This window comes from Alloalcanivorax venustensis (genome assembly GCF_047495515.1).
Lineage (GTDB): Bacteria > Pseudomonadota > Gammaproteobacteria > Pseudomonadales > Alcanivoracaceae > Alloalcanivorax > Alloalcanivorax venustensis.
The window spans coordinates 531,897-551,309 of sequence record NZ_CP179934.1 but is presented as its reverse complement, the minus strand read 5'-3'; the positions used below and the strand labels follow the sequence as shown (position 1 = coordinate 551,309).

The following is a 19,413-nucleotide window of genomic DNA, read 5'->3' as shown; positions in this document are numbered from 1 at the left end:
TTTTTGCTCGGGATGAGCGATTCGACCCCTTTTGCCCCGCTACCCCGCGGGGCTTTTTTTTGGGGCTCCCTTTAGCGCGTTCAGTCGCCGGTGAAGTCCGGCGCGCGCTTATCGATAAAGGCCTGCACCGCTTCCTGGTGGTCGGAGGTGGAGTGGGCCAGCGCCTGCATGGCGGCGGACATTTCCAGCAGGGCGTCCAGGCGCAGGGAGCGGCCGGCCCACAGCAGCCGCTTGGTCATGCGCACCGCCTGGGTGGGGTTCACGGCGATGCGTTGCGCCAGGGCGCGGGCTTCGTCGAGAAGCTGGTCGTCCGGCACCACCCGGGACACCAGGCCGCAGGCCAGCGCTTGGTCCGCTTTGACGCGGTCGCCGGTGAGCGCCATCTCCGCCGCCTTGGAAAAGCCCACCACCCGCTGCAGCAGCCAGGCGCCGCCGTCGCCGGGGATGATGCCCAGCTTCACGAAACTCTCCGCGAACCAGGCGCTTTCGCCGGCGATGCGCAGGTCGCACATGCAGGCCAGATCGCAGCCGGCGCCCACCGCCGGGCCGTTCACCGCCGCGATCACCGGCACTTCCAGTTTCTCGAACGCCAGCGGAATGCGCTGGATGCCCTGCTTGTAGTTGAGCCGGGTCTTGGCCGGGCGGGCGTCGTTGAGGCCGCCGGCGGCGCCCATCTTCTTGACGTTGCCGCCGCTGGAGAAGGCGCTGCCGGCGCCGGTGAGGATCGCCACGCGGGCGTCCGGGTCGGTTTCCAGCCGCTCCAGGGCGGCCAGCAGCGCCTCGATCATGTCGTCGTCGGAGATCGGGTTGCGGGTCTCCGGGCTGTTGAGGGTGAGGGTGACGATGCCGTCGTCGCGCTGGTACTGGATCAATTCGCTCATGGGAACTCCATGCTAATGTTGGATGGGTAAATAATAACGACCCATCGGGAGAGCCTAATTCAATGAGCCGCGATACGTCTGCCTCCTCCACCGGCCGGGTGATCCTGCCCGCCCCGGACCTCGACTGGCTGGCCCTGCACCAGGAGCCGATTCTGGAACCGGAGCGGGCCATCATCGACCCGCACCACCATCTTTGGGACGCGCCGCGCCCGCGCTACCTGCGCGATGACATCGAGCGCGACCTGGCCGCCGGCCACGACGTGCGCGCCACGGTGTTCGTGGAGTGTTCCGAAGGGTACTACAGCGATGGCGACGAGGCGCTGCGCCCGGTGGGCGAAACCGTATTCGCCGAGAGCGTGGCCGCCGCCACCGGCGGGCGGGTGTGCACCGGCATTGTCGGCTACACGGATCTGCGCCAGGGTGCGGCGGTGAAAGGCGTGCTGGAGGCCCACCTGGAAGCCGGCAAGGGGCGCTTCCGGGGCATCCGCCAGTCCAGCGTCTGGGACCCGGACCCCAACATCCGCACCACCCGGCGGGTGCTGCCGGCGGGCCTGCTGCTGGACCAGGATCTGCGACGCGGTTTCGCCGAGCTGGCGCCGCTGGGGCTGAGCTTTGATTGCTGGAACTACTTCCACCAGATCGACGACCTGACTGACCTGGCGCGGGCCTTTCCAGAAACCAATATCGTGCTCGACCATGTCGGCGGCGTGCTGGGCGTGGGCGATTACGCCGGCCGGGGCGAGCAGGTGTTCAGTGCGTGGCGCCGCGCCATAGAGGCGCTGGCCGCCTGCCCCAATGTGTCGGTGAAGCTGGGCGGGCTGGGCATGCACAGCTGCGGCTTTGAGCTGGATCAGCGGCCCCGGCCGCCCTCTTCCCGGGAACTGGCCGACCTGTGGCGGCCCTGGTTCCAGGTGTGCGTGGACGCCTTCGGCGTGGAGCGCGCCATGTTCGAGAGCAATTTCCCGGTGGACCAGCTGTCCTGTTCCTACGCGGTGCTGTGGAACGCCTTTAAACGGCTGGCCGGGGCGTGCTCCGAGGCGGAGAAGCAGGCGCTGTTTTACGACACCGCCAAGCGCGTCTACCGGCTCGACGTGCCCTGAGCTACTGGCGCCAGAACAGCGGCGTGAACAGCACCAGGAAGGTGAAGATCTCCAGGCGGCCGAGCAGCATCAGCAGGGTCATCATCCACTTGGCTTCGTCGGTGATGTTGGCGAAGCCGCCGCCCACCTGACCGATGCCCACGCCCAGGTTGTTGATCGACGCGGCCACCGCGCTCACCGCGGTGGTCAGGTCCATGCCGGTCGTGGTGAACAGCAGGGTGAAGATCACCGACAGGGTAATATACACGCCGACAAACCCCCACACCGCCTGCAGCACCCGATCGTTGACCACATGCTTGCCAAAACGCAGCGCGAACACGCCGTTGGGGTAAATCAACCGGCGCAGTTCGCGGATGCTGTGGCGGAATACCAGAGCGGCGCGGACCACTTTCATGCCCGCCGCCGTGGAGCCGGCGCAGCCCCCGATAAAGCTGGTGAATACCAGCAAGAGCGGAATAAAACCCGGCCAGGCCGCGGCGTTGGTGCTGGTCAAGCCGGTGCCGGTGCCGAACGACGCCACCTGGAACGCCGCGTGGCGGGTGGCTTCCCCGGGGGCTTCATGAACGCCGAAAACCAGCAGGCCGCCGCCCACCATCAGCATGTAGAGGAGCATCAGGCCGAGAAAGAAACGGCATTCCGGGTCGCGCATGTAGGCGAGCAGGCTCTTGCCGCGCCACACCGCGAAATGCAGCGCGAAACTAATACCGCCGATCAGCATGAACACGGTGGCGATAATGTCGATGGGCGTGCTGTTCCAGTACGCCATGGACGCATCGTGGGTGGAGAAGCCGCCGGTGGAAACAGTGCTGAAACTGTGGCAAATGGCATCGAACACAGTCATGCCGGCCAGCCAGTAGGCCAGCGCGCAGGCGATGGTGATGGCCAGGTAGACGTACCACAGCGCCTTGGCGGTTTCGGCGATGCGCGGCGTCAGCTTGGACTCCTTCATCGGGCCGGGGATTTCCGCCTTGTACAGCTGCATGCCACCAATGCCCAGCATCGGCAGGATCGCCACCGCCAGCACGATAACGCCCATGCCGCCCAGCCACTGCAGTTGCTGGCGGTAGAACAGCATTGATCTGGGCAGATCGTCCAGGCCCGAGAGCACCGTGGCACCGGTGGTGGTGAGGCCGGAAACGGATTCGAACACCGCATCGGTAAAGCCCACCGGCACCGCCTCGGAGATCAGCATCGGCAGCGCGCCGATCACCCCCAGCACCGACCAGAACAGGGTCACCACCAGGAAGCCGTCGCGCACCTGCAGCTCCGCGCGCTGGCGGAAGAACGGCAGCCACAGCGCCAGCCCCAGCAGCATGGAGATGGTGAACGACACCAGGAAGGGCCCTTCACTGCCGTCCCGGTACAGATAGGCCACCGCCACCGGCGGCATCATGGTGAAGCTGAAGACCACCAGCAGCAGGCCCAGAATCTTCGAGATCAGCGCGAAGTGCATGGGCAGGGTCCCCTAGAAGAACGTGAAACCAACTTGGAACAGTTTTTCCACGTCCCGAATGCGGCGTTTGTCGATCAGGAACAGAATCACGTGGTCGTCCGGCTCGATGACGATATCGTCATGGGCGATCAGCACCTTCTCGCCGCGCACCACGGCGCCGATGGTGGTGCCCTCCGGCAGATCGATGTCCTCAATGGCGCGGCCCACCACCTTGGAGGACTTGGCGTCGCCGTGGGCGATCGCCTCGATGGCCTCGGCGGCGCCCCGGCGCAGGGAGTAGACGTTGACCACGTCGCCGCGCCGCACATGGGTGAGCAGGCTGCCGATGGTGGACTGCTGTGGCGAGATGGCGATGTCGATGTCGTGGCCCTGCACCAGATCCACATAGGCCGGGTTGGCGATCAGCGTCATCACCTTGCGTGCGCCGAGGCGCTTGGCCAGCAGCGAGGCCATGATGTTGGCTTCGTCGTCGTTGGTCAGGGCGCAGAACACGTCGGTGTTCTCGATGTTGGCCTTGAGCAGTTCGTCGCGGTCGGTGGCCAGGCCCTGCAGCACCACGGTGTGGCCCAGCCGCTCGCCAAGCCATTCGGCCCGCTGCGGGGAGCGCTCGATGATTTTCACGTTGTAGCGGTGCTGGATGCTCTTCGCCAGCCGGTAGCCGATGTTGCCGCCGCCGGCGATCAGCACCCGCTTGTAGTTGTGCTCCAGGCGGCGCAGCTCGCTCATCACCGCGCGGATGTCGTTCTTGGCGGCGATGAAGAACACTTCGTCATCGGCTTCGATGACGGTGTTGCCCTCGGGAATGATCGGCCGGTTGCGCCGGAAGATCGCCGCCACCCGGGTGTCCACGTTGGGCATGTGCTTGCGCAGCTCGCGCAGTTCGTTGCCCACCAGCGGGCCGCCGTAATAGGCGCGCACCGCCACCAGCTGCACGCGGCCGGTGGCGAAGTTGACCACCTGCAGGGCGCCGGGGTGCTCGATCAGCCGCTTGATGTAGTCGGTGACCACCTGCTCCGGGCTGATGATCACGTCGATGGGAATGGCGTTTTCGTTGAACAGCTTGTCCGCGCGGCTGGTGTAGTGGGCGGTGCGGATACGGGCGATCTTGGTGGGGGTGCGAAACAGCGTGTAGGCCACCTGGCAGGCGACCATGTTGACCTCGTCGGAGTTGGTGACGGCGATCAGCATGTCGGCGTCTTCGGCGCCGGCTTCCTTGAGCACCCAGGGATAGCAGCCCATGCCGAGCACGGTGCCAATGTCCAGACGGTCCCCCAGTTCCCGCAAGCGTTCGCCGTCGATGTCGATGACGGTGATGTCGTTGCGTTCCCCCGCCAGGTTCTCCGCCAGGGTGCCGCCCACCTGGCCGGCACCGAGAATGATGATCTTCATGATCGCTGGTCGGTCACCTTGTTGTCGTCGGCCGCCCCGCGTTTATGCAGGCAGGCCAGATAAAAGCCGTCGGGCCCGTTATCCCGTGTCAGCAGTTGCCATCCCGCCGCCACCGGGGCGGCGTCGGCCGGCTGCTCGGTGCGGTCCTCGGCGTCGTCGGTGCGCGCCAGGAAGTCCGCGATCTGGCGGTCGTTCTCATCGCGCAGCACCGAGCAGGTGGCGTACACCAGCCGGCCGCCGGGGCGCAGAAGCGGCCATAGTGCATCCAGCATGCGCGCTTGTAAATCCACCAAGGGTGGCAGGTCGGTGCGCCGGCGGTGCCATTTCACGTCCGGCTGGCGGCGCAGAATACCGCTGGCGGAACAGGGCGCGTCGAGCAGGATGGCGTCGAAGGGTTCGCCGTCCCACCAGGCGGCCGGCTCGGCGGCGTCGCCCTGTAACAGCTCCGCTTCCGCGCCGATGCGGCGCAGGGCGTCGCGCACCCGGTCCAGACGGCGCGCGGACAGGTCCAGGGCGGTGACCCGGGCGTTGGGAAACGCTTCCAGAATCTGGCCGGTCTTGCCGCCGGGGGCGGCGCAGGCGTCCAGCACCCGGCCGCCGTCCGGCGCCGCCAGCTGTTCCACCGGCAGCTGGGCGGCCTCGTCCTGCACCGAGAAGCCGCCGCTGTCGAAACCGGGCAGCTGCGACACCGGGCGCGGCGGCGACAGGTAGAGGCTCCACGGCGACAGATCGCCGGGCCGGGCGCCGTCGCCGAGCGCGGCCAGGGCCTGTTCGCGGCTCTGCTGGCGGCGGTTCACGCGCAGGGTGAACGGCGGCGGCGCCAGGGCCGCCCGGGCCAGGTCGTCGGCCTGTTCCGGCCAGTCCTGCTGGAACGACCGCCACAGCCAGCCGGGCAGTGAATAGCGCACCGCCGGGTCGTAGTCGGCGAACACCCGCGCCGGGTCCAGGCCGTCGGCCTTGCGCAGCAGGGCGTTGATCAGGCCGCTGGCCCAGCCCGCTTTCAACTGGCGGCAGAGCTCCGGGTAGGCGTTCACCACCGCGTGGGCCGGGCGCTCCGTGAACCACAGTTCATAGAGGCCGCACAGCACCGCCAGGCGCACCGCCTGGGCCTTGGGCTTGAGGGGCTTGTCGAGCTGGCCGTTGAGCCACTGATTGAGCGGCCGCAGGTGGCGGCAGACGCCGAAGCAGAGGTCGCGCATCAGGCCGCCGGCGGCGCCGTCGGGCACGCCCCGGGCAAGCACTTCGCGGAGGCTGGCGCCGTCCCCCTCGCCGGGCAGTACCCGCTCCAGGGCGCGCACCGCCGCCAGCCGGGGATCCGGCGCCTTACTCAAGGGTGGCCCCCGGCTGGAACAGCTCCGGGTGGCCGCGTCGTACCTCGGCCACGGTCATGGGGCGTTTGCCGGGCAGCTGTACCCGACTCAAGAGAACGGCGCCGTCGCCGCAGGCCACGGTCAGGCCATCGTCGCTGACGGTGACGATGCGGCCGGGTTCCGGTTCGCCGGTGTCCGGCACTTCCTCGGCGTCCCAGATCCGCAGGGGCTGGCCGTCGAAGTCCACCCAGGCCACCGGCCAGGGATTGAAGGCGCGCACCCGGTTGACCAGGGCGGCGCCGGGCAGGCGGAAGTCCAGCCGGGCGCCGGCCTTGGTCAGTTTGGCGGCGTAGGTGACGCCGTCCTCCGGCTGCGGCCGGGCCTTTTCCAGGTAGCCGGGCAGATCCTCGAGCACGGTGCTCAGGAGGCGGGCGCCCTGCTCGGCCAGGCGGTCGTGCAGCTCGCCACCGGTCTCGCGGGCGCCGATGGTCAGCGACTCGCTGAGCAGCATCGGGCCGGTGTCCAGGCCGGCGTCCATCTGCATGATGGTGGTGCCGGTTTCCCGGTCGCCGGCCTGAATCGCCCACTGGATCGGGGCGGCGCCGCGCCAGCGCGGCAGCAGCGAGCCGTGCACGTTGACGCAGCCGAGCCGGGGCAGGGCCAGCACCGCGCGGGGGATGATCAGGCCGTAGGCCACCACGATCAGCGCGTCCAGCGCCAGATCGCGCAGCTGGTTCTGAATCTCGTCGGTTTTGAGGGTGTCCGGCTGCAGCACCGGCAGGTCGTGTGCCAGGGCCAGTTTTTTCACCGGCCCGGGCTGCACTTTCTTACCGCGGCCGGCGCCGCGATCCGGCTGGGTGAGCACCGCGGCAACGGTGTGCGGGCCGTCGAGCAGCGCTTGCAGGCTGACGGCGGCGAAATCCGGGGTGCCGGCGAAGGCAAGGCGAAGCGGTTTCAAATCAGTTCTCAGGCCTGTTGGCGGTGTACTTTCTGAAGCTTCTTCTTGATCCGATCACGCTTCAGGCGGGACACATAGTCGACAAAGAGCTTGCCGTTGAGGTGGTCGATCTCATGCTGAATGCAGGTGGCCAGCAGCCCGTCGGTCTCGATCTCGAACGGCTCGCCGTTGCGGTCCAGGGCGTTGATGCGCACCCGCGAGGGGCGCTCCACCTTCTCGTAGAAGCCGGGCACCGACAGACAGCCCTCTTCATAGGGGGCCAGATCCTCGGTGAGGGGCGTGATCTCCGGGTTGATGAACACCTGCGGCTGGTCACGGGTCTCCGACACGTCGATCACCAGAACCCGCTTGTGCACGTTCACCTGGGACGCCGCCAGCCCGATTCCCGACGCCTCGTACATGGTTTCAATCATGTCGTCGATCAGTTTGCGAAGCGCGTCATCCACCGTCTCGACCGGTTTTGCTACCGTGCGAAGGCGTGGGTCTGGGAATTCGAGTATCTCAAGCTTGGCCATGGGGCTCCTGAGTTTTCAAACACTTGGGAAGGTGCTTTAAAGTCGGTTGCTAAATATATGATAGCGTTGCTAATATCCAAAAACGACTGTGCTCGATCCGGGGGTGTGTTCGCCGTTCCGCGGACACCAATAATGATAAAAGGAATCCGCTGATGATGAAATCGCTGCAGCGAATCCTGTACGTGGGGTTGCTGGTGGTGACGTCCGCCGTCATGGCCGACACCATCGCGCTACGAGACGACCATCCTAATGTGTATTACGTCAAAAAGGGCGACACCCTTTGGGACATCAGCGGTCGTTTTCTCGAGAACCCCTGGCAGTGGCCGGAACTCTGGCACGACAACCCGGATATCGACAACCCGCATTTGATCTATCCCGGCGATGAAATCCGCCTATTCTGGCAGGATGGCGAGCCGCGCCTGGCGGTTAACCGGGATAACGTGAAGCGCACCAAACTCTCCGACGGCACCGTCAAGCTGACCCCCCGCGTCCGCGAAGTGGACCGCGACAGCGCCATCCCCGCGATTCCCATGAGCGCCATCCAGAGCTACCTGAAGGACGCCCTGGTGATGGACCGCGACGAGATTCTCGCCGCCCCCTACCTGATCGGCGGACAGGACCGCCGGGTGGTGTTCGGCATGGGCGACACCGTCTACGCCCGGGATCCGGAAGACCGCTTCGCCGACCTGCAGCGCCGCTACGGCATCTACCGGGTGGGCGAGGAATACGTGGACCCGCAGACCCAGGAAGTGCTCGGCTACGAAGCCCGCCGCATCGGCCTGGCCAGCGTCCGCGATCAGGAAGAGGACATGACCACCCTGGAAGTGATCCGCTCCTCCGAGGACGTGCGCGTGGACGACCGCCTGTTCCAGCAGCCGGACCGGGAAGTGCGCGCGGTGCTTTACCCCCATGCCCCCGACGAGAAAATCACCGGCAACATCATTCGTTTCTTCGACCGCATCAACAGCGTGGCGCGCAACGACGTGGTGGTGATCAACAAGGGCGAGCGCGAGGGCATGGAACCCGGCCATGTGCTGGAAATCTTCCAGCAGGGCGAGCTGGTGCGCGACCGCCAGCAGGATGAAATGGTGCGTCTGCCGCGCACCAAGGCCGGCACCCTGGTGCTGTTCCGGGTCCATGAAAAGGTCAGCTACGGCCTGATCATGGAGTCCACCCGGCCGATCTACATGCAGGACATCGTGGAGAGCCCGGAAGGCAGCTACTGATTCGATTCTGAAAACCGTCTAGCACGGCGCACAGGGAGGTGCGCGATGGATGCCCAACTCAAACGGCTGGTGCTGTGCGCCGCCTTTTCACCCTACTCGGCCCTCCTCGGCCGGATATTGCGTGAACACGCCCCCGACGATACCCCGCTGGACCGCTTCCGGTCCTGGCTGCCCAATAAAAACCGCTTGCCGGATCGGCGGCTGCGGCACCCGGAGGACCTGCACGGCCCTCTGACGGCCCTGTCGGGGCTCGGCTGGCGCTGGCTGGCCCTGGGTGACGACGACTACCCGCCGCTGCTGGCGGACCTGCCGGACGCGCCGGGGGTGCTGGCGGTACGCGGTGACCCGGCGGTGCTCGCCGGCCCGCAGCTGGCCATGGTGGGCGCCCGCGCGGCCTCCGCCGACGGCACCGACAACGCCTTCCGCTTTGCCCGCTCGCTGGCCGCCGCCGGCTTCGCCATCACCAGTGGCCTGGCGCTGGGCGTGGACGCCGCCGCCCACCGGGGCGCCCTGGCCGCCGGTGGCACCACCGTGGCGGTGCTCGGCAACGGCCCGGACCGGATCTACCCGCCCCACCACCGCAAGCTGGCGCAGCAGATCATCGAAGGGGGCGGTGTTCTGGTCACCGAGTTCGCCCCCGGCAGCCAGCCGCGCAGGGAGTACTTTCCGGCGCGTAACCGGATTATCAGCGGCCTCAGCTTCGGCACCATCGTGGTGGAAGCGGCGCTGCGCAGCGGCTCGCTGATCACCGCCCGCACCGCCGCCGAGCAGGGCCGCGAGGTGTTCGCCATTCCCGGCTCGCTGCACAACCCGCTCAGCAAGGGCTGCCACCGGCTGCTGCGCGACGGCGCCAACTGGCTGGAGAGCGTCGACGATGTGCTGCACGCCTTCGGCGACTTCCGCCGCACCCTGGAGGACAGCCCGGCGCTGTCGGCGGCCCGCCGCCCGGACGACACCCAGGGTCTGCTGGCGCACTTCACCACCGGCATCAACGGCCTGGACGATCTCGCCAGCCGCAGCGGCCTGCCGATGACCGAACTGGCGGAACAGCTCGCCGACCTGGAGCTGGAAGGCAGGATCAAGCGGGTCGCCGGCGGCTACAGCCGCCATCGCGGGCTTGCCTGACCGTCCGGGCTTGGGTACCTTCGCGGCCAGTAACCACACGAGGAACGGTGATGACCCCGCAAACAACGGCGTCCGGCCAGCATCTGCTCAGTGCCGCGCACATTATTCGCGCCGGCGGAGTGATCGCCTACCCCACCGAGACCGTCTACGGCCTGGGCTGCGACCCCTTTGATGAGGACGCGGTGCGGCGGCTGCTGGCGATCAAACAGCGGCCGGTGGAGAAAGGCCTGATTCTGGTCGCCTCGGACCTGGACCAGCTCGACGGCCTGGTGCACCTGGACGACGCCCAGCGGGAACGGCTGCGCCAGGCCTGGCCGGCGCCGGTGACCTACCTGCTGGATGCCACCGAGCGGGTGCCGGCGTGGATTCGCGGCGTCCACCCCAAGGTGGCGGTGCGGGTCAGCGCCCACCCGCTGGCGCGGGCGCTGGCGGCGGCGGTGGGCACGCCGATCGTGTCCACCAGCGCCAACCGGGCCGGGCGGCCGCCCGGGCGCAACCGGTTCCAGGTCGGCAAGGCGCTGGGTGGCGATCTGGATTTTATCGTCACCGGCGATTGCGACCCGCGCGGCAAGCCGTCCACCATCATTGATCTGCAAAGCGGCCGTACCCTGCGAGACTGACATGAATGACGTATCCCCCCAGGCGGTGAAGGACTATCTGCTCGATCTGCAGGACCGCATCTGCGCGGAACTGGAGAGCGAGGACGGCCAGGGCCGCTTCGAGGAAGACGCCTGGGACCGGGCGGAAGGCGGCGGTGGCCGCAGCCGCGTGCTCACCGAAGGCGCGGTGATCGAAAAAGGCGGGGTCAATTTCTCCCATGTGTTCGGCGAACGGATGCCGCCCTCCGCCACCGCCCACCGGCCGGAGCTGGCCGGGCGTTCGTTCCAGGCCATGGGCGTGTCGCTGGTGATTCACCCGCACAACCCCTATGTGCCCACCAGCCACGCCAATGTGCGCTTCTTCGTCGCGGAAAAAGAAGGCGAAGCGCCGGTGTGGTGGTTCGGCGGCGGCTTCGACCTGACCCCCTTTTACGGCTTCGAGGAAGACGCGGTGGCCTGGCACCGGGCCGCCCGGGACGCCTGCGCGCCGTTCGGCGACGACCTCTACGGGGAGTTCAAGCGCTGGTGCGACGACTACTTCTACATCAAGCACCGCGACGAGCCGCGCGGCGTGGGCGGGCTGTTCTTCGATGACTTCAACCGCCTCGACTTCGAGCACAGCTTCGCGCTGATGCGCAGCATCGGCGACGGCTTTATCGGCGCCTACCGGCCGATCATGGCGCGCCGCAAGGCGCTGCCCTATGGCCAGCGCGAGCGCGACTTCCAGCTCTATCGCCGCGGCCGCTACGTGGAATTCAACCTGGTCTACGACCGGGGCACCCTGTTCGGCCTGCAGTCCGGCGGCCGCACCGAGTCGATCCTGATGTCGCTGCCGCCGCTGGTGCGCTGGGACTACGACTGGCGGCCGGAACCCGGTTCGCCAGAAGCCGAGCTGCATGAGAAATTCCTGATCCACCGGGAGTGGCTATGAGCGACCGTTACGCGGTATTCGGCAATCCGGTGAGCCACAGCCGTTCGCCGGACATCCACCACGCCTTCGCCGCCCAGCGCGGCGAGGACCTGGTCTATGAGCGCATCGAAGCGCCGGTGGACGGCTTCCCGGCGGCGGTGGCGGCGTTCTTCGACGCCGGCGGACGCGGCGCCAACGTCACCGTGCCGTTCAAGGAGCAGGCCTTCGACCTGTGCGAGCGGCTCACCGAGCGGGCCCGCCAGGCCGGCGCCGTGAACACCCTGTGGCGGGTCGACGGCGCCCTGCACGGCGACAACACCGACGGCGCCGGCCTGGTGGCCGACCTGCGCGGCAACCAGGGCTGGGCCCTGGCGGGCCGCCGGGTGCTGGTGCTCGGCGCCGGTGGCGCGGTGCGCGGCGTGCTCGGCCCGCTGCTGGCCCAGGGCCCGGCGGAGGTGGTAATCGCCAACCGCACCCTGGGCCGCGCGGAAGCGCTGGTGGAGCGCTTCGCCGGCCAGGGCGTGCCGATGCACGCCGCCGCCCTGGACCAGCTGCAACAACCGTTCGACGTGCTGATCAATGCGATCTCCGCCGGGCTGCACGGCGACATGCCGGCGCTTGATCCGGCCCTGGTGGCGCCGGGGTCGGTGGCCTACGACATGGTGTACGGCGCCCAGCCCACCCCGTTCATGCGCTGGGCGCAACGCCATGAGGCGGCGGCGGTGTGCGACGGTCTGGGCATGCTGGTGGAGCAGGCGGCGGAAGCCTTCCAGGTGTGGCGCGGCTGGCGCCCGGATACCGCGCCGGTGCTGGCCGGGCTGCGCGGCGCCTGAGTGACCCCACGCGCCATTTTACAAACTTTGTCGCGTTGCGGCTGGCGGTGCTGGCCGAAACCCGCTGAAATATTCGCCAATTGCCGCCCCTGCCTGGGCTGGCCTTTTTGTCTTTTATGCGCTGAGGAAAACTCATGTTTTTGCCACGCTTGGTGGTATTGCTTGCCGCGAGTCTTGTCTGTGGTCTGGTTCAGGCCAACACCTTCGGTTTTTCCTGGGATAACGACGCTTTCCTGGGCCAGGACAAAAACTACACCAACGGCGTCCGTTTCAGCTGGGTCGGTGACGGTCAGTCGGATTGCCAGGCCAACGGCGGCCTGACCTGTGGCGTGGCCCGGGCGCTGGACCCGCTGCCGGGGGTGTCGGCCTCCGATGAGCGGCACGCGCTCACCGTCAGCCTGCAGCAGATCATGATCACGCCGTCCGACATCAAACGGACGACGCCGGATTACAACGACCTGCCCTATGTGGGTTATTCCAACCTGGAACTGGGTCTGTTCAGCTGGGACAAGAAGAACCTGTTCGGCTACGGCGTGCGCGCCGGCATCGTCGGGCCGGATTCCGGTGCCGAGCAGTCGCAGAAGTTCGTGCATAAAGTGGTCGGCGCCAACGAGCCCCAGGGCTGGGACGACCAGCTCGGTCACGACGGCATCGGCGGCGTTTATTTCCTGCATGCGCACCGTCTGTTCCGCACCACCAACGACGCCGGCTACCAGACCGAACTGGGCGCCGCCTGGGGCATCGACGCCAACAACTTCGACGGCGGCGCCCAGGTCGGCGGCTTTATCCGCTTCGGCCGCAACCTGCCCGGCAACTTCATTCCCGACTACGCCGGCCTCGGCACCGCCGGCTCGCTGGTGGGCCTGTTCGATAACCCGGGGTTCGGCTGGGAAGTGTTCTTCGGTTTGAGCGGTCAGTACGTGGGCTATTCCTACCTGGAAGAGAACGCCGGCCGCTATAACATCGAGGCCCGCGACGCCGTCGGCGCGGTGATCACCGGCTTCGGGGTGCGCTCCGGCGAGTTCAGCTTCACCATGACGGTGCAGACCTCCACCTCGCCGGTGCGGGATAACAACGACCCACTGAGCTTCGGCAACATGTCCTTTATGTGGGCCATCTAAGCCTCGTCCAGGTACTGGTCCTTCAGCTTCACATAGTTGCCGGCCACATAGGGCAGGAACTCGATTTCCTTGGCGGTGAGCTCGCGCACGGCCCGTGCCGGCCGGCCCCGGTACAGCCAGCCGGAGGCCAGCCGTTTGCCGGGGCTCACCAGGCTGCCGGCGGCCAGCATCACGTCACTTTCCACCACCGCGCCGTCCATGATCATGGTCTGCATGCCGATCATCACCCGGTCACCGATGGTGCAGCCGTGCAGCATCGCCTGATGGCCCACGGTGACGTCGTCGCCCAGGGTCAGCGGGAAGCCGCCGGGGTTGAAGGCGGAGTCGTGGGTGATGTGCAGCACGGCGTTATCCTGCACACTGGTACGGGCGCCGATAACGATGCGGTGCATGTCGCCGCGCACCACGGCGCCGGGCCACACGGAGCTGTCGTCGCCGAGGGTCACCTCGCCGATCACGGTGGAGGCCGGGTCGACGAAAACCCGTTCACCCTGGCGTGGCACCTTGTTCTGGAAGCTTCGAATCCCCATTTCACACCCATTCATCAAGACGAATCAGACCCGTTATAACGAGAGGCACCATGAGTCACAACCCGCTGATTGATTACCCGGACCTGCCGCCCTTCTCCGAAATCCGCCCGGAGCACGTGAAACCGGCGGTGGAACAGTTGGTGGAAGCGGGCCGCGAGCGCATCCGCAAGGTGCTGGCCGACGGTGACTTCAGCTACCGGGCTCTGGAATTGACCCTGGCTGAGGAAGACGAGCGCCTGGAAAAGGCCTTCGGCCCGGTGGGGCATCTGAATGCCGTGGCCCAGGATGAAGCGCTGCGCGAAGCGTACAACGCCTGCCTGCCGCTGATCAGCGAGTACAGCACCGAAGTGGGCCAGAACAGCGAGCTGTTCGCCGCCTACCAGGCGCTGCGCGACAGCGACGAATTCAAAACCCTGACACCGGCCCAGCAGAAAGACATCGACAACACGCTGCGTGATTTCCGCCTCTCCGGCGTGGCCCTGCCCGAAGCGCAGAAGGCGCAATACATGGAGAACGCCAAGCGGCTGTCGGAGTTGACCACCCGCTTCGAGAACAACCTGCTGGACGCCACCCAGGCCTGGAAGAAGCACGTTACCGATGAAGCGGAACTGGCCGGGCTGCCGGATACCGCCCTGGCCGGCGCCGCCGACCGCGCCCGCGCCGAGGGCCTGGAACAGGGCTGGCTGCTGACCCTCGACTTCCCGGTGTTCTTCGCGGTGATGAGCCACGCCGAGAACCGCGCCCTGCGTGAAGAGATGTACCGGGCCTTCACCACCCGCGCTTCCGACCAGGGCCCGCAGGCCGATGAATACGACAACGGCGCGGTGATGGACGAGATCCTCAAGCTGCGCCACGAGCAGGCCAACCTGCTCGGTTTCGCCAACTACGCGGATAAATCCCTGGCCACCAAGATGGCCCGCGACGTGGAGGAAGTGATCGGCTTCCTCGACGACCTGGCCCGCCGCGCCAAACCCCAGGCGGAACGGGAAGTGGCGGCCTTGAAGGCGTTCGCCGCCGAGCAGGGCGCCGACGACCTGCAGCCCTGGGACCTGGGCTACTGGAGCGAGCGCCTGCGCGAGGCCCGCTACGATCTTTCCGACGAAGCGCTGCGCCCCTGGTTCCCGGCGGAGAAAGTGATCGACGGCATGTTCCAGGTGGTCGGCAAGCTGTTCGGCATTCGTTTCCGCCAGCGTGACGACGTGGACACCTGGCACCCGGACGTGCGCTTCTTTGAACTGGTGGACGACGACGGCAGCGTGCGCGCCGCTTTCTACCTCGACATGTACGCACGCAACGGCAAGCGCGGCGGGGCCTGGATGGACGACGCCCGGGTGCGCCGCCGCCGTCTGGACGGCGAACTGCAGACCCCGGTCGCCTACCTGACCTGCAACTTCGCGCCGCCGGCCGGCGGCAAGCCCGGCCTGCTCACCCACGACGAAGTGGTCACCCTGTTCCACGAGTTCGGCCATGGGCTGCACCACATGCTCACCGAGCAGGAAGTGGCCGGCATCTCCGGTATTAACGGCGTGGCCTGGGACGCGGTGGAGCTGCCCAGCCAGTTCCTGGAAAACTGGTGCTGGACCGAAGAGGGCCTGGCGCTGATTTCCGGCCACTACGAAACCGGCGAACCGCTGCCCCGGGAAACCCTGGACAAGATGCTCGCCGCCAAGAACTTCCAGAGCGCCATGGGCATGATGCGCCAACTGGAATTCTCGCTGTTCGACATGCGCCTGCACGCGGAGTACCGCGAAGGCCTGAATATCCAGCAGGTGCTGGATGAAGTGCGCGAGCAGGTGTCGGTGATCAAGCCGCCGGCCTTCAACCGCTTCCAGAACGGTTTCGGGCACATCTTCGCCGGCGGCTACGCGGCCGGTTACTACAGCTACAAGTGGGCAGAAGTGCTCTCCTGTGACGCCTATGCCCGCTTCGAGGAGGAAGGCCCGTTCAACGAAGCCACCGGTCGCGATTTCCGCGACAAGATCCTCGCCCGTGGCGGCAGCCGCGAGCCGATGGAACTGTTCGTGGATTTCCGCGGCCGCGAACCCAGTGTCGAGCCGTTGCTTCGCCACAGCGGCATCGAAGGTTAGCGATTATGGTTAAACGTCAGTTCATCGCCGGGGCGACCTGCCCCGGCTGCGGCGCCATGGACCGTATCCAGCGCTGCAGTGACGACGACAGTACCTGGATGGAGTGTGTCGCCTGCGGGCTGGTCCGCGACCTGGACCAGCCACCCGCGGCGGCGGACGCCACCGACGCCAATGAGCAGACAGTGACGCTAAAGCCCCGGCGTTAGGTATCAGTAACGCCAGCCCGGTGAGCTCAAGTAGGCGTAGACGAACACCGCGGCGGCGACCAGGAACACCACCATCATCACGGTGGCGATGATGCCGAAAATCATGCCCGCGATGGCGGTGCCCCGCCCGCCGGGGTCACGCTCGCCCCGATCCATGGCTTTCAGCTCCAGGACCCCCAATACCCAGGCGACCACCCCCAGCGGCGAGAACAGCAGCATGCTGATCAGGCCCAGCGTCAGTACCAGGGTGCCGCGATGCGGCTGCACCGCTTCCCCGGTCCGTGTCGCTTCGGCGGCCGGCACCGCCGGCCGGTAGGGGTCGCGCTCAACGAAAGCGGCGGCCAGCAGCAGCCCCAGAGTGGTCGCGCCGAACACGAAATAACCCGCCGACACAATCATCGAATAGGCTTCCCAGGACAGTAGCCCGTTGCCGCTGAGCGGCACCAGAAAATGATTGGTCACCACCTGGAACACGGCCTGAAGCAGTAACACCACGCTGGCGAGTATCACCAGCAGGGACGCTTTGCGCGCCCGGCTTCTGAAGACGATGCCCAGCACCAGGCCGACAATGGCCGGTATAACAACGGGCAGAAGGTTGATGATGGTGCTCAGATATTGCGGCATGCGGCCCCCTGATAATCAAAGGCGGCCACGTTAGCGTTGTCGGCGGTGATTGTCCCGGCCGGCGGTCACAGTTCCGCGGCGGCCGATTCCCACCCGATGCAAAAGAAGGTAAAGCGGTGTGATTGGGGGTCGGCAAGTCCGCCCCGCAGGGCGCACTATGATTTTCCCACCGTGATTCTCATGGTGAGCGAAACCGATGAGAAAGGAGTTCTCTCATGTCCGACGATAAGGTAACCAAAGTACTTAACGCCTTGATTGAAACCTGCCGGGACGGCGAAGAAGGTTTTCGCACTTGCGCCGAACAAATGGAAAAACCCGAACTGCAGCAGATTTGCAGAGACCGCGCCCAGAGCTGCGCCACGGCGGCCCAGGAGCTGCAAGAACTGGTGCGCGCCCAGGGCGGCGATCCGGAAGACAGCACCAGCGTGGCCGGCACGCTGCACCGCCGCTGGGTGGATCTGAAAGCGAAGCTGATGGACCGCACCGACGAAACCGTGCTTAACGAATGCGAACGCGGTGAGGATGTGGCCAAGCACAACTACCAGAAGGCGCTCGATGAAGAGCTGCCGGAGACGGTGCGCGCCGTGGTGGAAAAGCAGTACCAGGGTGTGAAGGAAAACCACGACAAGATAAAAGCACTGCGGGATTCTGAACGCGCCAAGGCGTGAGCCCGTTTTGCTGACAACCCGATGCAATAAAAAACCCGGCCTGTGCCGGGTTTTTTATTGCCGGGCCGGACTAACGGCCGACGCGCCGCATTCGGTTATTTCTCGACGAAGGCGCGCTCGATCACGTACTCGTGCATGTGACCGCCACGGGATTCGCGGAAGCCCCAGTCATCCAGAATGTTGGTGAAGTCCTTCAGCATGGCGGGGCTGCCGCACAGCATGAAACGGTCTTCTTCCAGATTGGGCTTGGGCAGCTCCAGATCGTCGAACAGCTTGCCGCTGGTCATCAGATCGGTGAGCCGGCCCTTGTTGCGGTACGGCTCGCGGGTCACCGTCGGATAATAGAGCAACTGGTTGCGGATAATATCGCCGAAGAATTCGTTGTCCGGCAGCTCGTTCTCAATCACGTCGCGGTAAGCCAGCTCCGAGGTGTAGCGCACCCCGTGGGTGAGGATCACTTGGTCGAACTGCTCGTAGATCTCCGGATCCTTGATGATGCTCAGGAACGGCGCCAGGCCGGTGCCGGTGGACAGCAGCCACAGGCGTTTGCCGGGCAGCAGATGGTCCGCCACCAGGGTGCCGGTGGGCTTGCGGCTCACATAGATCTTGTCGCCGGGCTGAATTTTCTGCAGCCGCGAGGTGAGCGGGCCGTCCGGCACCTTGATGCTGAAGAACTCCAGCTCTTCCTCATAGTTGGCGCTGGCGATGGAATAAGCGCGCAGCAGCGGACGGCCGCCGTCCTGCTCCAGGCCGATCATGGTGAAATGACCGTTCTTGAAGCGGAAGCCGGGATCGCGACTGGTGGTGAAACTGAACAGGGTTTCATTCCAGTGGCGAACGCTGGTGACGGTTTCAGTATTCAAATTTGACATATGCTAATACGCTTTTATTCCGAAATATCCAGTTGGTGAGAATATAATCACCCGGGAGATATCGGTAAAATGGGTTATCCCGATATTTGATATCGATTATACCGATGAGGCCGCTATGCGCTACACCCTCCGCCAGCTCGAGGTGTTCCTCGCCACCGCCCACTTCGAAAACGTCAGCCGCGCCGCGGATCACCTCAGCATGTCCCAGTCCGCCGCCTCCGGGGCGCTCAAGGAGCTTGAGTCGCAGTTCGAGATCAAGCTGTTCGAGCGCGCCGGCAAGCGCCTGCGCCTCAACGAGCTGGGCCGCCAGCTGTGGCCCCGGGCCGAGGCCCTGCTGGGCCAGGCCCGTGACCTGGAGGCCGGGCTGCTGGCCCATCAGGAGCTGGGGCAGCTTAATGTGGGGGCGACCCTGACCATCGGCAACTACCTGGCGGTGAGTATTATGGCCCGTTATATGGCCGAACAGCCCGGCGCCCGGGTGCAACTGGAGGTGGCCAACACCCGCGCCATCGTCGACCGGGTGCTGGGGTTTGATCTGGATTTGGGGCTGATCGAGGGGGAAATGAACCACCGCGACCTGGAGCTGCTGCCCTGGCGCGAGGACGAGCTGGTGGTGTTCTGCGCCCCGGACCACCCCCTGGCCGGCAAGCCGCGCCTGGACGACCATGATTTGAAAGCCGCCACCTGGATCGTCCGCGAGTCCGGCTCCGGCACGCGGCAGACCTTCGAGCGCGGCATGCACGGCATCCTGCCGGATCTTAACCTGCTGCTGGAGCTGGAGCACACCGAGGCGATCAAGCGGGCGGTGGAAACCGGCCTGGGCATCAGTTGCCTGTCGCGGGTGTCACTGCGCGAGGCCTTCCGGCGCGGGTCGCTGGTGCCCCTGGCGGTGCCGCACCGGGATTTCAGCCGCGAGTTCTATTTCGTGCTGCACCGGCAAAAGTACCGCAGCCCGGGGGTGGAGCGCTGGCTGCAACTGTGCCGGGAATCCCGCGATCAGGGCTGA

Annotated in this window: 20 protein-coding genes; 11 read left to right on the top strand and 9 right to left on the bottom strand. The window is 66.3% G+C overall.

Going from position 1 to position 19,413, the window contains the following annotated elements; translation table 11 throughout:
- Nucleotides 1–80: 80 nt before the first annotated feature.
- Nucleotides 81–881, bottom strand: coding sequence for a crotonase/enoyl-CoA hydratase family protein (locus ACMG4O_RS02665; RefSeq protein ID WP_414434388.1), 801 nt, complete (start codon nt 879–881; stop codon nt 81–83).
- A 62-nt stretch (nt 882–943) separates the two neighbouring features.
- Between ACMG4O_RS02665 and ACMG4O_RS02660 the strand changes: the two genes are divergently transcribed.
- Nucleotides 944–1,981, top strand: a complete 1,038-nt coding sequence (locus ACMG4O_RS02660) for an amidohydrolase family protein (RefSeq protein ID WP_414434387.1) — start codon at nt 944–946, stop codon at nt 1,979–1,981.
- A gap of 1 nt (nt 1,982) precedes the next feature.
- On the opposite strand, the gene ACMG4O_RS02655 is transcribed toward ACMG4O_RS02660, so the two are convergent.
- From ACMG4O_RS02655 to def, 5 genes are read right to left on the bottom strand one after another with little or no spacing between them, the layout of a single operon-like run.
- Entirely contained in the window at nt 1,983–3,434 is a 1,452-nt protein-coding gene (locus tag ACMG4O_RS02655) for a TrkH family potassium uptake protein (protein WP_142947878.1), read from the bottom strand.
- Between the two features lie 12 nt (nt 3,435–3,446).
- Nucleotides 3,447–4,823, bottom strand: a complete 1,377-nt coding sequence (gene trkA / locus ACMG4O_RS02650) for a Trk system potassium transporter TrkA (protein WP_142947877.1) — start codon at nt 4,821–4,823, stop codon at nt 3,447–3,449.
- The gene (gene rsmB / locus ACMG4O_RS02645) at nt 4,820–6,154 is read right to left on the bottom strand and encodes a 16S rRNA (cytosine(967)-C(5))-methyltransferase RsmB (protein ID WP_414434386.1); all 1,335 of its coding nucleotides are present in this window, start codon (nt 6,152–6,154) and stop codon (nt 4,820–4,822) included. The genes trkA and rsmB overlap by 4 nt, the downstream gene beginning before the upstream one ends.
- Nucleotides 6,147–7,091 (bottom strand): methionyl-tRNA formyltransferase, encoded by a 945-nt coding sequence (gene fmt / locus ACMG4O_RS02640; RefSeq protein WP_142947876.1) that lies wholly within the window; start codon nt 7,089–7,091, stop codon nt 6,147–6,149. Before fmt ends, rsmB begins: the two co-directional genes overlap by 8 nt.
- Nucleotides 7,092–7,099: 8 nt before the next feature.
- On the bottom strand, nt 7,100–7,606 hold the full coding sequence (gene def, locus ACMG4O_RS02635) for a peptide deformylase (RefSeq protein ID WP_142947875.1): 507 nt from the start codon (nt 7,604–7,606) through the stop codon (nt 7,100–7,102).
- Nucleotides 7,607–7,758: 152 nt separating this feature from the next.
- Here def and ACMG4O_RS02630 point away from each other — a divergent pair, with 152 nt between their 5' ends.
- The 6 genes from ACMG4O_RS02630 to ACMG4O_RS02605 all read left to right on the top strand — a co-directional run bounded on the left by ACMG4O_RS02630 (nt 7,759) and on the right by ACMG4O_RS02605 (nt 13,420).
- Complete coding sequence (locus tag ACMG4O_RS02630; protein WP_414434385.1) at nt 7,759–8,832, top strand: LysM peptidoglycan-binding domain-containing protein; 1,074 nt, start codon at nt 7,759–7,761, stop codon at nt 8,830–8,832.
- Nucleotides 8,833–8,877: 45 nt separating this feature from the next.
- Nucleotides 8,878–9,957 carry a DNA-processing protein DprA gene (gene dprA / locus ACMG4O_RS02625; protein ID WP_414434384.1) on the top strand — a complete coding sequence of 360 codons (1,080 nt, stop codon included), beginning with the start codon at nt 8,878–8,880 and terminating at the stop codon, nt 9,955–9,957.
- A gap of 50 nt (nt 9,958–10,007) precedes the next feature.
- Nucleotides 10,008–10,577 carry an L-threonylcarbamoyladenylate synthase gene (locus tag ACMG4O_RS02620; RefSeq protein WP_194856181.1) on the top strand — a complete coding sequence of 190 codons (570 nt, stop codon included), beginning with the start codon at nt 10,008–10,010 and terminating at the stop codon, nt 10,575–10,577.
- Nucleotide 10,578: 1 nt separating this feature from the next.
- A complete protein-coding gene (gene hemF / locus ACMG4O_RS02615; RefSeq protein WP_370210090.1) occupies nt 10,579–11,487 on the top strand; it encodes an oxygen-dependent coproporphyrinogen oxidase in 909 nt (302 codons plus the stop codon).
- A complete protein-coding gene (aroE, locus tag ACMG4O_RS02610) occupies nt 11,484–12,299 on the top strand; it encodes a shikimate dehydrogenase (RefSeq protein ID WP_414434383.1) in 816 nt (271 codons plus the stop codon). The genes hemF and aroE overlap by 4 nt, the downstream gene beginning before the upstream one ends.
- Before the next feature lie 134 nt (nt 12,300–12,433).
- A complete protein-coding gene (locus tag ACMG4O_RS02605; protein ID WP_142947869.1) occupies nt 12,434–13,420 on the top strand; it encodes a lipid A deacylase LpxR family protein in 987 nt (328 codons plus the stop codon).
- Here the strand turns inward: ACMG4O_RS02605 and ACMG4O_RS02600 are convergent.
- Entirely contained in the window at nt 13,417–13,950 is a 534-nt protein-coding gene (locus tag ACMG4O_RS02600; protein WP_414434382.1) for a gamma carbonic anhydrase family protein, read from the bottom strand. The genes ACMG4O_RS02605 and ACMG4O_RS02600 overlap by 4 nt on opposite strands.
- 50 nt (nt 13,951–14,000) lie before the next feature.
- Between ACMG4O_RS02600 and prlC the strand changes: the two genes are divergently transcribed.
- Both prlC and ACMG4O_RS02590 read left to right on the top strand, forming a co-directional pair.
- Nucleotides 14,001–16,037: an oligopeptidase A gene (prlC, locus tag ACMG4O_RS02595; RefSeq protein WP_414434381.1), complete on the top strand. Its 2,037-nt coding sequence runs from the start codon at nt 14,001–14,003 to the stop codon at nt 16,035–16,037.
- A gap of 5 nt (nt 16,038–16,042) precedes the next feature.
- Nucleotides 16,043–16,243: a YheV family putative metal-binding protein gene (locus tag ACMG4O_RS02590; RefSeq protein WP_142947866.1), complete on the top strand. Its 201-nt coding sequence runs from the start codon at nt 16,043–16,045 to the stop codon at nt 16,241–16,243.
- 3 nt (nt 16,244–16,246) lie between these two features.
- Here the strand turns inward: ACMG4O_RS02590 and ACMG4O_RS02585 are convergent, their stop codons facing one another.
- The gene (locus ACMG4O_RS02585; protein WP_142947865.1) at nt 16,247–16,867 is read right to left on the bottom strand and encodes a DUF4190 domain-containing protein; all 621 of its coding nucleotides are present in this window, start codon (nt 16,865–16,867) and stop codon (nt 16,247–16,249) included.
- A gap of 215 nt (nt 16,868–17,082) precedes the next feature.
- Here ACMG4O_RS02585 and ACMG4O_RS02580 point away from each other — a divergent pair, with 215 nt between their 5' ends.
- Nucleotides 17,083–17,535 (top strand): PA2169 family four-helix-bundle protein, encoded by a 453-nt coding sequence (locus ACMG4O_RS02580; RefSeq protein WP_370212064.1) that lies wholly within the window; start codon nt 17,083–17,085, stop codon nt 17,533–17,535.
- A 95-nt stretch (nt 17,536–17,630) separates the two neighbouring features.
- On the opposite strand, the gene ACMG4O_RS02575 is transcribed toward ACMG4O_RS02580, so the two are convergent.
- Complete coding sequence (locus ACMG4O_RS02575; RefSeq protein ID WP_142947863.1) at nt 17,631–18,407, bottom strand: ferredoxin--NADP reductase; 777 nt, start codon at nt 18,405–18,407, stop codon at nt 17,631–17,633.
- Nucleotides 18,408–18,522: 115 nt separating this feature from the next.
- Between ACMG4O_RS02575 and ACMG4O_RS02570 the strand changes: the two genes are divergently transcribed.
- Complete coding sequence (locus ACMG4O_RS02570) at nt 18,523–19,413, top strand: LysR family transcriptional regulator (protein WP_142947862.1); 891 nt, start codon at nt 18,523–18,525, stop codon at nt 19,411–19,413.